The 12,924-nt window shown below is 67.4% G+C and carries 11 protein-coding genes and 3 pseudogenes; 4 read left to right on the top strand and 10 right to left on the bottom strand.

From position 1 onward, the window contains the following. Window positions 1-6 precede the first annotated feature (6 nt). From U1T56_RS18125 to U1T56_RS18115, 3 genes are all read left to right on the top strand, one after another. Window positions 7-906 carry a flagellin gene (locus U1T56_RS18125; protein ID WP_418160899.1) on the top strand — a complete coding sequence of 300 codons (900 nt, stop codon included), beginning with the start codon at window positions 7-9 and terminating at the stop codon, window positions 904-906. A 253-nt stretch (window positions 907-1,159) separates the two neighbouring features. Continuing rightward, on the top strand, window positions 1,160-1,669 hold the full coding sequence (fliW, locus tag U1T56_RS18120) for a flagellar assembly protein FliW (protein ID WP_418160898.1): 510 nt from the start codon (window positions 1,160-1,162) through the stop codon (window positions 1,667-1,669). 120 nt (window positions 1,670-1,789) lie between these two features. Beyond that, window positions 1,790-3,175, top strand: a complete 1,386-nt coding sequence (locus U1T56_RS18115) for a DegQ family serine endoprotease (RefSeq protein ID WP_418160897.1) — start codon at window positions 1,790-1,792, stop codon at window positions 3,173-3,175. A gap of 298 nt (window positions 3,176-3,473) precedes the next feature. Here U1T56_RS18115 and U1T56_RS18110 read toward each other — a convergent pair. The 3 genes and pseudogenes from U1T56_RS18110 to U1T56_RS18100 form a co-directional block, all read right to left on the bottom strand. After that, window positions 3,474-3,732 (bottom strand): annotated as a pseudogene (locus U1T56_RS18110) (IS701 family transposase); the annotation flags it as partial. Window positions 3,733-3,798: 66 nt separating this feature from the next. Then, on the bottom strand, window positions 3,799-4,422 hold the full coding sequence (locus U1T56_RS18105; protein ID WP_418160896.1) for an IS5 family transposase: 624 nt from the start codon (window positions 4,420-4,422) through the stop codon (window positions 3,799-3,801). Between the two features lie 12 nt (window positions 4,423-4,434). Beyond that, window positions 4,435-4,632 carry a transposase gene (locus U1T56_RS18100; protein WP_418160895.1) on the bottom strand — a complete coding sequence of 66 codons (198 nt, stop codon included), beginning with the start codon at window positions 4,630-4,632 and terminating at the stop codon, window positions 4,435-4,437. 210 nt (window positions 4,633-4,842) lie between these two features. Between U1T56_RS18100 and U1T56_RS18095 the strand changes: the two are divergent. Further along, window positions 4,843-5,460: pseudogene (locus U1T56_RS18095) on the top strand (transposase); the annotation flags it as partial. A 24-nt stretch (window positions 5,461-5,484) separates the two neighbouring features. On the opposite strand, the pseudogene U1T56_RS18090 reads toward U1T56_RS18095, so the two are convergent. The 7 genes and pseudogenes from U1T56_RS18090 to U1T56_RS18060 form a co-directional block, all read right to left on the bottom strand. Beyond that, window positions 5,485-6,458: pseudogene (locus U1T56_RS18090) on the bottom strand (integrase core domain-containing protein). A gap of 63 nt (window positions 6,459-6,521) precedes the next feature. Beyond that, complete coding sequence (locus tag U1T56_RS18085) at window positions 6,522-6,776, bottom strand: hypothetical protein (RefSeq protein WP_418160894.1); 255 nt, start codon at window positions 6,774-6,776, stop codon at window positions 6,522-6,524. A gap of 234 nt (window positions 6,777-7,010) precedes the next feature. Beyond that, window positions 7,011-8,006 (bottom strand): glycosyltransferase, encoded by a 996-nt coding sequence (locus U1T56_RS18080; protein WP_418160893.1) that lies wholly within the window; start codon window positions 8,004-8,006, stop codon window positions 7,011-7,013. A gap of 6 nt (window positions 8,007-8,012) precedes the next feature. Continuing rightward, a complete protein-coding gene (locus U1T56_RS18075; RefSeq protein WP_418160892.1) occupies window positions 8,013-9,014 on the bottom strand; it encodes a glycosyltransferase family 2 protein in 1,002 nt (333 codons plus the stop codon). Window position 9,015: 1 nt separating this feature from the next. After that, window positions 9,016-10,056, bottom strand: coding sequence for a lysylphosphatidylglycerol synthase transmembrane domain-containing protein (locus tag U1T56_RS18070; protein WP_418160891.1), 1,041 nt, complete (start codon window positions 10,054-10,056; stop codon window positions 9,016-9,018). 15 nt (window positions 10,057-10,071) lie between these two features. Next, entirely contained in the window at window positions 10,072-12,024 is a 1,953-nt protein-coding gene (gene asnB / locus U1T56_RS18065) for an asparagine synthase (glutamine-hydrolyzing) (protein WP_418160890.1), read from the bottom strand. A gap of 37 nt (window positions 12,025-12,061) precedes the next feature. Beyond that, a complete protein-coding gene (locus U1T56_RS18060; protein WP_418160889.1) occupies window positions 12,062-12,805 on the bottom strand; it encodes an acyltransferase in 744 nt (247 codons plus the stop codon). Window positions 12,806-12,924 lie beyond the last annotated feature (119 nt).

Genomic DNA, 12,924 nt, shown 5'->3' with positions numbered 1-12,924 from the left:
GGCATCATGTCATTCCGGATCGCCGATCTCGCCCACGGCCAGCGCCTGACCTCGACCCTCGCGGCGATACAGGCCCGCACGCGCGAGGCGCAGATGGCCATCGCTTCGGGCAAGGCCGTACGGCGCTACGACCAGATCGCGGACGATGCCGGCCTGCTCCTGCGCGCCCGGGACGCCCGAACGCTCGCCGGTGCGCTCCTCGACCGGAACCAGACGCTCGCCCGACGGCTGCAGGCGATGGATTCGGCACTCGACGGCCTGGTCGGAATCGCCCAGCGCGCCCGGGCGGCGCTCGTGCGGCGCCTGGACAGCGGCACCGGCAGGAACATGCCGCTCACGACCGAGCTCGACAGCATGCTGGCGGAGATCGCCGCGCGGCTGAACACGAAGCTCGGCGAGGATCATCTCTTCGCCGGCAGCCGCACCGATCGACCGCCGGTAGTGCTGCCGGCCGGGTCGATCACCGTCGCCGATCCCTCGCTCTACTACCGTGGCGACGAGGTCCGACTCTCGGCCCGGGTGGACGAAGGGGTCGAGATCACCTACGGCGTCACGGCGAGCGATCCGGCCTTCGCCGACCTGATCGCTGCCCTCGGACAGGCGCGGGTCGCGCATGCAGCCGACGATCGGGCCGGGCTCGAGCAGGCGATGGCCGGGCTGGACGCAGCGCTCGACGGCATCATCGACCTGCGCGGCGGCCTCGGCGCCGAAGCGGCGCGGCTCGATTCGATCCGGGACGCGCACGAGGCCGGCATCGCCTATCTCGACGACATCGTCTCCGGCATCGAGGATACCGACGTGCCGACGGTCATGACCCGTCTGGCTCAGGACCAGGCCACCCTCGAGGCGGCCTATGCCGTGACCGGCCGTCTCGCCGCCCTGTCGCTCGCGGATTACCTGCGGTGAGCGGAACGGGACGCGCCGGCGCATCGACCCCTAGGCAAGTGCAAACGGCTAGAGTGGATTTCCAGCGCATCGGAAGAGGATTGCCGGGTGCCATGCCCCCGAGCCGGCCATCCAGACCCGCAGGCCGTGGACTGAACGAACGGGTCGAGTGTCCGGTCAGGATCCGCGAGGCACGCCCCGATGCGCTCGGAAGCTGCTGCAGGCTCGACGGCAGCCTGCACGAAGCCGACCAGCGGAGGGCCAGGACCACGCCATGATCGCGATCGCCCACGATAGCAGGGAGAGGCCGGCCCTCCGTGCTGCCTCGTGCCCGAGACCGGAGCAGCCTGTTTCGTCGGAGTGCCCGATCCGGTTCCCGCAAGGCCTGCCGGGCTTCCCGCACCTGATACGTTTCCGGCTGGCGCCGCTCGCGGGGACCGCCGCCTCCCTGCTCCTGGCGGCGCTCGACGATCCGGGGATCCGCTTCGTCGTCCTCCCGCACGGGGCCGGGCTTCTGGCCGAGGACGACGTGGCCGCCGCCTGCGAAGCCGCCCTCGGCTGTACGCCGGCCGACAGCACGGTGCTCCTCGTCGTGAGCCTGCAGGACGTGGCGGGCGAGCGTCGTGCGTTCGTCAATCTGCGTGCCCCGATCCTGCTCGACACCGTTCGCCGCGTGGCGGTCCAGCACGTTCTGCCGAACCCGTGCTATCCGGTGCGCTATCCTCTGCCTGGCGTGCGATCGGTGACCGGCGGCGTCACGGCCAGCGGATCGCCGCTCGCGTGATTTTTTCGTGCTCGGCTCGTAGCTTGTTGCGGTCTCGCGGCAGCCACGTCACAGTGCATGCGGCGCTCGGCCGGCCGCGCAACGAAGCCGGCGCTCGGGGTGGGATACGGAAACGTCGACATGTCAGCTCGTTGGTGTGCACGCACGCTCCTCCTCGTCGGCCTGACCCTGGCCGGCATGGCTCCGGAGCAGGAGGCATGGGGGCAGTATCCCATGCTCGATCCCGAGCGCGGCGTCATGACGATGGCACCGCTGCTCGAGCGGACCACGCCCGCGGTCGTGAACGTGTCGGTCGTGAGTCGGGTGCCGATGGCGGAAAACCCGCTGTTCGCCGATCCGTTCTTCCGGCGCTTCTTCGACCTGCCCGAACAGCCCCGCGAGCGCGAGGCGATCAGCGCCGGCTCGGGCGTCATCGTCGATGCGCCACACGGCTACGTCCTGACCAACCATCATGTCGTACAGAACGCCGACCGGATCACGGTTACGCTGAAGGACCAGCGCGAGTTCGACGCACAGCTCGTCGGCAGCGACCCTGCCACCGACATAGCGCTCCTGCGCATCCCGGCCCGCAACCTGAGCGAGCTGCCGTTCGGCGACAGCGACCGGCTCAAGGTCGGCGATCTCGTGGTCGCGATCGGCAACCCGTTCGGGCTCGGCCAGACGGTCACCTCGGGCATCATCAGCGCGCTCGGGCGCGGCGGCATCACCAATGACAAATACGAGGACTTCATCCAGACCGACGCGCCGATCAATCCCGGCAACTCGGGTGGGGCGCTCATCAACTCCAAGGGCGAGCTCATCGGCATCAACACGGCGATCCTCGCCCCTGGCGGCGGCAATGTCGGGATCGGCTTCGCCGTGCCGTCCAACATGGCGCGCGCGGTCATGGACCAGCTCCTGCGCTTCGGCCATGTGCGCCGCGGCCGGATCGGCGTGGTGATCCAAGACGTCACCCCGCCGCTCGCGGAGGCCATGGGCCTCGACGCGCAGCAGGGCGCTCTGATCGCGCAGGTCGAGCGCGGCTCCCCCGCCGACCGTGCCGGCCTCAGGCCGGGCGACGTCGTCCTCTCCGTCGACGGTGTCCCGGTGAAGAGCTCGGCCGATCTGCGCAACCGGATCGGGCTCGCCGAGGTCGGCCAGACCGTGGCGCTCGAGGTCCTCCGCGACGGCCGGCGCAGCCGGCTCGACGTCAAGATCACCGCCGCGCGCGATCGCCGGGCCGATGCGGGCCAGCCCCCATACCAACTCGCCGGCGTGGAGCTGAGCGACATCCCGCCCGGTCACCCGGCCTTCAACCGGATCGGCGGCGTGCTCGTGACCGGCATCGCCCGCGGCTGCCCGGCCGCACGGGCCGGGCTGCGCCGTGGCGACATCATTCTCGGCATCGACCAGCAGCCCATCCGCTCGCTCTCCGAGCTGCGCAACGCCGAGCTGCCCGGCGGGGGCGAGCAGGTCACGCTGAGCATCCTGCGCGGCGGCACCGAGCTTCTGGTCGTGGTCGGCTGACCCGGGTTCGGGCAGCTCCACCCGCGTATCGAGCCCGTGTCGCGGGGCGAAGGAGCTCGTGGCAGGGCGATCGGATGAATGGCGGCAGCAGACTTCTCTGGCCCTTGGTTCCGGTCGACTGATCGAGATCGCGCTCTGGGGCGGGCAGCAGCTCGCTTTTCTGCGCCGGACCGAGCCCATCACCGGCCCGAAGGAAGCTCGCCGGCCGGAGCCCCGATCACCTCGGCCATCTCATCCGCTGCCGAGCTCGAGCCCGTTCGCCCTGGCCCCAATTTGCGGAACTTGACGCGCGCAACCCCACCAGCACCGCATCCGATGTCGCCAGGGTCTCGAGCGCATAGTCGCGCACCAGATCGTAGAGCGCGTCGGCTTTCCAGCGGCTGCGGCCGAGCACGGCCCGCTGTCGCCACGGCCCGGGATCACCCGTCGCCTCGGCGCGCATTCAGCCGGTCTTACGCCGCTCCGGCCCGAGCAGCCTGTCGAGGAATGTCGCGGTGGAGGCCGCCATGCTGGCATAGGGACTGAATCTGCGCCTTGACCACGCGCGGCTCGGCCAACCAGAAGTCCGGCGTCTGCCCGATCGAGGCACCCGGTATCGGCAGTTCCCTCTCTCGTGGAAGGGATCATACCAGATCCGGATGATCGGTTCGCGACTGAAGTAGCGGATCACCCTCCAGGGTCTGATGACAGAGTTGGATGTTGATCAGAGCGAAGGCGAGACTGACGAACCCGGCGTAGCTGCGCGAGGTCTCGTCCTTGCGCAAGGTGATCCGGATCCAGTCCTTCACTCGGCAGAAGAGGTTCTCGATCCGATGCCTGGTTCGATACCGCTCGCGATCGTGCGGGATCGGCAGCTTGCGGTTCGGTTTCGACGGGGTCACCGCCTCGATCCCGTGCTCGGCACACCGTTGGGCAGCGGCGCTGCCCAACCAGATGGCGGCGGTGTCGTAGCCGCGATCGGCGATCAGCCGCTGGAGCGTGCTGCCGTCGGGCAGCGCCGCGGCCCGTGGGCAGCCGGCAGCCTGGCCCGGTGTCAGCAGGTGCCACAAGGGCCGGCCTCGCTCGTCGATCAGGGCGTGGATCTCGGTGGTGAGCCCGCCGCGCGAGCGGCCGAGATCCTCCGCGCCGCCCCCGCGCGTCCCGCTGGCGAAGCGCTGCGCCTTGGTGATCGTCGCGTCGATCATCACCGTCTCGAGCGCGTCCTCGGGCACGCCCTTGGTGAACGGCTCGTCCCAGATCCCGGCCACGGCCCACCTGCGCTAGCGGCGGTAGACCGAGTTGGGCTTGCCGAACCGCTCCGGCAGGTCGGCCCAGGCCACGCCGGTGCGCAGCACGTAGGCCACGGCTTCGACGAACCGGCGCAACCGTTCGGTGCCGCGCTTCCAGATGCCGGGGATCGCAGCTATCTCGGCATGAAGCGACACCCATACGGCATCGCGCAGACGATGTCTGGGCATCCGCGGCACTCTTGGATCGGTGTGGTAACCTCCCAAGATGCCGCGGAATCGCCACGCCGCTACTCGACCTGCTGTCTGTCCGAAGACCCTAGTGGTCTGAGAGCCTGTTTTACCGGGACGACCCTATTTCCGTCGTGACGAACGACGGAGGGGCAAGATGTGGACGGCGCAAGATCGTGCGCGTTACAGAGATGACGGCCGACGCTACGCGCCGAGCCGGCGGCAACCAATCTCGGCGTGGCCAGGGCCCTGGGCGTCGGCCGCCCGACCGGGGCGACCTGACGCCGACGCTTTGCCGCGCACCGCCTCGAGGGGCTGATGGGCGCACCACGCTCCGGGGCGCCCCGCACCATCGACGACGCAGCGATCGAGCGCCTCGTCGCGCCGACGCTCGAAGAGGTGCCGCGGAACGCCATGTATCGGAGCACGCGCGCCATGGCGCGCCGCGCCGGCATGCGCCGGACCGCCGTGAGTCGCATCTGGCGCGCTTTCGGCCCGCAGCCGCAGCGGTCGGAGAGCTTCGAGCAGTCATCCGATTCCGCTTTCGCCGACAAGGTGCGCGACATCGTCGGCCTCTATCCGGCCCCACCGGACCGCGCTCTCCTGGAGGTGCATCTCGTGCTCGACAACCTTAAAACCCACAAAACGCAGCTCATCCATGACTGGCTGGTCAAACGGCCGCACTTCCACCTGCACTTCACCCCGACTTCGGCGTCCTGGCTCAACCTGGTCGAGGGCTGGTTCGCTCTTCCGAGCCGTCGCCGCCTCGAGCGTGGCGCCGTCACCGGCACGGGCGACCCGGAAGAGGCCATTCTCGCCTCCATTGACCTGCCCTGCTTCTTCGGACCACGGTCAGCCTGAGACTGGCACCTCTGCTGCTGGCTTCGGCTGTCCCTTGCGGGACGGTGGTGCAGCGGGCACTGCGGTCTGTTGTGCGAGCTTCGCGGCGAAGGCCGCTGGCGTCAAATAGCCGAGGCTCGGATGGGGCCGCACGGTGTTGTAGTGCCGACGCCAGGCCTCGATGACCACCTTCGCCTCGGCGCGAGCGGAACCATTCGAGGCTGAGGCACTCGTCGCGGAACTTGCCGTTGAAGCTCCCGTTGACGCCGTCCTGCCACGGCTTACCCGGATCGATGAACGCCGTGCCGATGCCCTGCTCGACGATCCACTCCAGCACCGCGCGCGCGACGCACGCCGGACCGTGGTCGCAGCGCAGATAGGCCGGCGCGCCGCGCTCGCTGACCAGCCGCGGGAGCACGCGGCCGGCCGCTCGCCACGCGCTTGCGTGGTCGCCGGCGCGGAAGCTGCAGGCCGGCACAGCCGATGCGCGCGACCCGCGCTCCTCGCCTGGCCGTCGCGCGCAAGGCAGATGCGGATCCGCCGATAGCCGTAGCGCGGATACTGCGCCGACAACGCCGCCATCCGCGCCAGAACCGGCGCGTCCTTCACCGCCAGACGCGAGCGATAGCCCAGCGCCGAGCGCGCCACCCTCATCGGCGTGCAAGCCCGCCGCGGCGACACGCCCCGGCGCGTCGCGTACATCACCTGATCCCGGCGGGCCGGCACGCTCACCATTTTGCGATCTCCTGCATCACCTCGCTCTCGAGATCGCGCTCCGCCATCAGCTTCTTCCGCCGCGCGTTCTCCTGCGCGAGCTGCTTCAGCCGCCGCACGGCGTCCGGCTGGAACACCCCGAACCGCTTCTTCCACGTGCACAGCGTCTGCTCGCTGAGCTTGTGCCGCTTCGCAACCGACGCAACCCCGTCGCGATCCACCCCCCGGATGATCCCGACCGTCTGCTCTTCCGTGAACCTCGACTGGCGCAGGCCCCCTCTCCTGACGGGAGCCATTCTCTCACGTCATCCGTGGTCCGAAATCTCGGGGGCAGGTCACCATCGCGCAGACCAACGCCGCCTTGCCTCCTCATCGAGGAGCGACCTGGCGCCGGCGTTCCGGTTCCGCCGATCACCCAGCTCGACAGGGCTGACGGCATGGTAGCGGCGCACGATCTCGGCGATCCAGCGCTGCCCGTAGCCGCTGACCAGCGCCACCTCGCACTCGCTTCGACCCTGGCTCGAGAACCGGACGATCTGCAGGTGTGACCGCTCGCCCGGCTGCCGGGCCGCCCGATGACGCTGACCCATCGATCGCCGTGCTCAGGTGAGCAACCAAGGCCGCGGCTGACATCTCGCGAGCTTACCTCGACGAGCCATCCCCCGCACATATCGACCGGAATCGGTGTCGGATGGGGCTACCAAGGCGCAAACCGTGGTGCCGGCTCCCAGCACGGTCCCGATACCGGCTCGGTGGAGCATGATCGACCCGTACGGTGCAAGATCGTGCGCCACGTCCGTATCGCATCTGCCAAAGACAGCCACTCAGGCCTTGGTCAAGGTCGACTGCACGGCCGTGTCACCTTTCTCCTCGGCCAGTTCGACGGTCGTCGGCTCGACGATCCGATCCACGCGATAGTCACGGATGTCCTTGGCATAGGTGAAGGCGACGATCTCGCCGATGAGGCCGACGGAAATGATCTGGATGCCCAGGACCACCATGAGGGTGCTGAGCACGAGAGCCGGGCGGTCGACCAACGGAATGCCGAACACGAGCCGGGCCAGGACGAGATAGGTCGTAAACACAGCGCCCAGCGCCAGCACGGCGAACCCGAATCCGCCGAAAAAACGGAACGGCTTTTTGAGGAAACGCAAAAGGAAGTAGACCGTCACGACATCGAGCAGGAGGCTCACGTCGACGGGAAGGAAGCGCTGCAGCCGTGGCGGCATGCGGGTCGATGGCAGATCGACCTCGGTCACGGCGAAGCCTTGTGCCAGCGCTAAAAGCGGCAGGAATTGGTACTGATTGCCGTAGACGGTCAGCTCTTTTGCTACTTCCGCACGCATGACGCGCACGCGCGAGCGGATGTCCTGGAGCGAGGTGCCGAACAGAACGTTGATGGTCCGCTCGAACTTGCGTGGCTTCTGTGGCTGGCCACGGTTCGTGGCCACACGGCGACCGACGACGAGATCGGCGGTCGCGAGCGCATCGAGCAGCGCCGGCAGCGCGTCCGGTGCCACCTCGATACGAGGTGTGAGGGTGAAGACCACGTCGCCGGCGGCGTGACGGAATCCTACGGTGAGCGCTGCCGACTCCCCGAACGGGGTGGCGAAAGACAGGATCTCGACCGGCTCGCCGCCGTTTTTCAGCGCGCGCAGGGCTTGCGCCGCCTGTGGCATCGGCCCGTCCAGCACGTAGATGAACTCGACCGGCTTGCCGTACCGGCCCAGCACCCGACGGTAGCTGTGATAGGCCGAGACAACGTCGCCGTTGTCCTGGGTAACCGGGACGACGACGGAAATCAGCTCGATACGCATCATCTTGCCTTATCCGAGGCTGGGCCGGGTGGACGTCTCTGGCGCCCTGACCGACATCAAGAGGAAAGGGCGGAAGCGCTTCACGGCCGTGCCGTAGATGAGCTGGCTCAGGAGCGCCAGGAACAGAGCAAAAATCGACAATGACCCGAGGAGTACGCTGATGCTCGTGAACACCACCGAATGCCTGAGCGGCTCCATGGCCAGCAGCCACAGGCTCAGGAGAAGACAGATGGTCGAGCCGCCCCCGGCGAGACCAGCGACGATGCCGAGCCAGGTTCCGGGGCGACGGCTGAAGGACAGGATCGTACGGATCGTGAGCAGGTCCACGAACACCTTGTAGATCCGCGAGAACCCGTATTTCGACTTGCCGAAACGACGCGGATGATGACGGACCTTGATCTGGGCGATTCTAGGGGCTGCCAGCGAGGCCATCGCCGGAATGAAGCGGTGCATCTCGTTGTAGAGCGGGATATTCTTGATGAGCTCGGCACGATAGGCTTTGAGCGAGCAGCCATTATCCTTGATCGGCACGCCCGTGACCTTCCCGATCAGCCAGTTGGCTACTTTCGAGGGCAGGACTCGCGACCAATGGTCCTGCCGGTCGTGGCGCCAGCCGACGACGAGATCGTAGCCCTCGCGGATCTTCTCTAAAAAGAGCGGAATATCCCGAGGATCGTTCTGCAGATCGCCGTCCATCGTGATCAGGATATCGCCCCGCGCGTGGTCGATTCCGGCCACCATGGCCGCCGTCTGCCCGGCATTGCGCCGGAACTTGATCACCCGCAGGGTGGGATCGGTTCTCGGCAGCGCCAGGCAGCGCTCGAAGGTGCGGTCCCGACTGCCGTCGTCCACGAACACGATCTCCGTATGCAGTCCCAAGGACTGCACTGCCGCACAGATCGCCGCGTGCAGGAGATGAACGTTTTCCTCCTCATTGTATAGCGGCACGATGATCGAGAGATCGCAGCGCATGATGGCGGGCTCGATGACCGGGAGGGAAGGAAGCGGCATGTCAGAACCGGCGCGCCTCGGCGGCGGGAGGCTCCGGCGAACCTCGCAACAGGAACAGAAAGCCTGGCGCCAAGGCCAACATGGGAATGATATGGCCGATGATGCTGATCGAAAACGCGTCCGTGGTGCTCGTGTCTATGAGCGCATAGATGCCGATCGCGGTCAACTCTCCGATCCCCCAGCCGTCCGGTGCCACCGGTATCCGGATGACGAACATGTAAAGCGCGGTCGCAGCGAGAAAGGCGACCGGCTGCGCCGTTATGCCGAGCGCCAGCGCGATGCCGTAGATCAGCATCATCTGCAGCATCTGCTCGAGCAGCGTCAGGAGCGCATTGGCAGCGAGACCCTGCTTATCCGCACCGAACGACGCGTAAGCCTCATAGAACCTGTGCAGCGTCTCGGCCAGCTTGAACCGACGATGGCGCGCAAGATGCCTCAGCACGAAGGCGTGCACACGGCTGCTCATGGCGAGCGCGAATGCCGTGCTGATCCCGACCAGCATGAGAGCGCCTCCTGCGATCCAGAGCCACGGCCGCTCCGGCATCAGCATCGCTGCGTACACCATTCCGCCCGCGACGGCGACGTTGATCGCGCAGACCATCCCGAGCAACCGCTCCACGATCAGTGACGCCAGAACGTGGTGCGGCGCGCCGCTCGCTTCACTCGCCCAATAGGCACGCAGCACATCGCCGCCGACATGGCTCGGCAGGAACACGCCAGCGAAGCTGCCTTGGTAGAAGATACGGACCACCTGCAGAAGCGGCAGCTTTACGCCGGCGATCCCGAGCAGGTGCCACCATTTGATGCCCATGAGCACCCGGTCCGCGGTCGAGATCAGCACCAGGAGCGCGATCTCTCCCGGGCCGAGCCGGCGCAAGCCCGAGAGCAGTTCCTCAAGATCGAGGAAAAAAGTGCAGCCGACGAGAACCACGATGGCGAGCGTCCAGCCCAGCCAGTTCGGCCTACGGCGCTTCCGGACCGGACCGTCCGTACCGGGCTCGAAGGTGGGGATGCCTCGGGTGCTCGTGCTGCCGGTCGGCATAACGGGACTCGCCATTCATGCCGCTCGAGGTGACGGCGCGGCCTTGTGACGCGCGATGGCGGCGGCGAGCTCCTCGCGTGACTGGCCGAGGATCTTCATCCTGTACCAGGCTTCCGCATTCAGCAGGAGCCAGAGTCGGTTGCCGTGATCGGCCCGCCCGATCGCCTGCTGTATCAGCAGCTCCTGAATACCGCTACCAGCAAGGATGCCGTCGCGGACGAGCAGCGAGTCGTATAGGAGCGCACGCTCTAGGAGCCTGTACTCCTCGGCGAGGAGGTAAGGCAGCGCCGAGGAGAAACCCTGCTTTTTGCGGGCCAGGATCTCGCTCGGCAGATAGTGCTGGCACAGGCGCTGCTGGGCATATCGCAGTGTGCGCCAGCGCACCTTCAGCTCGGTCGGGAGCCGGGCCGCGAACGCAGCCACCTCGTGGTCCATGAACGGAGCCCGCGCCTCGAGTCCGTGCGCCATCGAGGTCCGATCGAGAATCATCACCGGATGGTCAGGAAGACGGATGCGGCTGTCGGCATAGAGCATCCTGTCGACCGGATGCTCCGCAGGTGCTTGCGCATAGGCATCGGCGATCGCGGCATAAGGATCGAAGCCCGCGGCATCCGTCACGAGTGCCGGACCGGCGATCCGCTGCATCAGCTCCGGCGTGAAGTAGAAGTAGCCCAGCGTTCGGGCATAGCGCTCGCCCCCGCTCAGGAACGAAGCCTGATGCAGCCACTTCACCTGGTGAACCCTGCTCTTGTACCAGGCACCGTCGGGCACGAGCCGCAGGAGAGGCCCCACGACCCGGCGTCGCAGGGCCGACGGCAGCACCGCGTAGTAGCCGGCATACAGATTGCCGTAGTATCGGTCATAGCCACCGAACAGCTCGTCCCCGCCGTCCCCACCGATCACCACCTTGACGTGGCGGCTCGCCATCCGGCTGATCAGGTAGGAGCACACCGACAGAGGATCGGAGGGCTCGTCGAGGCAATCGATCAGGTCCGGCAGGTGCTGGACGAGCGAAGGTATCATCACCTGCTCGTGGTGCTCGGTGCCGTAACGCTCGGCGACGAGCCGGGCGTAGGGCGCCTCGTCGAAGGCACCATAAGGTAGCCCGATCGTGAAGGTCGGCATCCGGCCGGATGCGGCACGGGTCCGGGCGAGAGCCAGCACGAGCGTCGAGTCGAGCCCGCCGCTCAGGAACGCTCCGACCGGCACGTCGCTGACCAGATGCAGCCGCACCGATTCGATCAGCTCCTGCTCGAGAGCGGCCAGGAGCTCCTCCTCGTTGCCGCGCAGCTTCGGCTCGTAGGCGAGGTCCCAATAGCGCCAGATCCGCAAGCCGCGGGCCGGACTGTAGCTCAGACAGTGTGCCGGCGGCAGCTTGGCGATACCCTCGAACATGGTGAGCGGCGGCGCGATGATCCGGAGCGCCAGATATTGCCGCAAGGCGCGCAGATCCGGCTCGGGCGCACCCGGCAGCAGCGTCAGGAGCGCCTTGATCTCCGAGGCGAAGGCGAGCTCGCCGCCGTTCAGGCGGTAGAACAGCGGTTTCTGGCCGAGATGATCGCGGGCGGCGAACAGCTTGCCTTCGACCTCGTCCCAGATCGCGAAGGCATACATGCCGCGCAGGCGCTCGACGCAGGTTTCACCCATCTCCTCGTAGAGATGGAGCACCACCTCGGTGTCGGAGCGCGTCGAGAAGCGATGGCCTTTCGCCTCGAGCTCGGCCATGAGCGGCCGGTAATTGTAGATCTCGCCGTTGCAGACGATCCAGCGGGTGCCGTCCTCGTTGCCGATCGGCTGCCGGCCGCCTTCGAGATCGATGATCGACAGCCGGCGATGCCCGAGCGTAGCGCCGCGACCGACATGGATCGCCTCGTCGTCCGGACCGCGATGGCGCAACGCGTCCAGCATCCGCGCCATTACGGCCCGCTCGGCCTGGCGGCCTCCGACGATCCCCGCGATCCCGCACATGACCCGTTCCGCTCCGCTTGGCTCACACGCCCGGACGTCAGCCACGCGTTCCGACCGAACGTGCCGGCACGCCTGCCACGATCACCCGCTCCGGCACATCCCTGGTGACCACGGCACCTGCCCCGATCACCGCATCGCGCCCGATCGTTACCCCGTCCAGGATCACCGCCGCTGTGCCGATCCACACGCCGTCGCCGATCCGGATCGGCCCTTTGCTGACCACGTCGTTGTCCATGATGGGACGCGACAGGTCGCCGACCGGATAGCTGCCGGCGCTGATGTAGCAGCCACCCGCGATCAGCACGGCGCGACCGATCTCCACCCCGCTGACCGAGACGACGACCGAATTGGCGCCGATCGACGTCCGCTCGCCGATAGTGAGCGCTCCGCCCTTGGCCTGGATGATCGAGTTGCGGTTGACGAGCACCCCGCTACCCAGCTCGAACCTACCATGAGGCGCGCCGCGCGCGTCGAGCACGCAATTGTCGTCGATGGTCACGTCGTTGCCGAGCATCATCCGCGCCGGATGACGCAGGACGACGTTCCGCCCGATCACGAGCCCCGAGCCCGAGGCGGCGAACAGGGCGGGGTAGAAGCGCTTGCGCAGGAGGAAGCCGAGCCCGCCGGGCAACGGTCCGAGCAGGCCGGTGCGCAGCTCGTAGCTCAAGAGCCGCAGCAGACCGACCTCGCCCACCGTCAGCTCCTGATAGGTCCTGAGTGGCGACGTGCGCGCACGCGCCATGCGGGCGCGGATCGTCTCGTCTTTGGCGATGGTTCGCATCGTGCCTCGAGCAGCTTCGGTCGCCCCATCATGGCGGAAAGAAAATTGAAAGATGATGAAGCTATCACCGGATCGGAGCAGACAACGGCGAGAGACACGATGGCGATCCGCAGATCGCG

Origin of the sequence: Benzoatithermus flavus (assembly GCF_037908215.1) — a bacterium.
In the GTDB taxonomy this organism is placed as follows: Bacteria; Pseudomonadota; Alphaproteobacteria; order Geminicoccales; family Geminicoccaceae; genus Benzoatithermus; species Benzoatithermus flavus.
The sequence above is the reverse complement of the archived record's forward strand: the minus strand, read 5'-3'. Positions and strand labels throughout refer to the sequence as shown.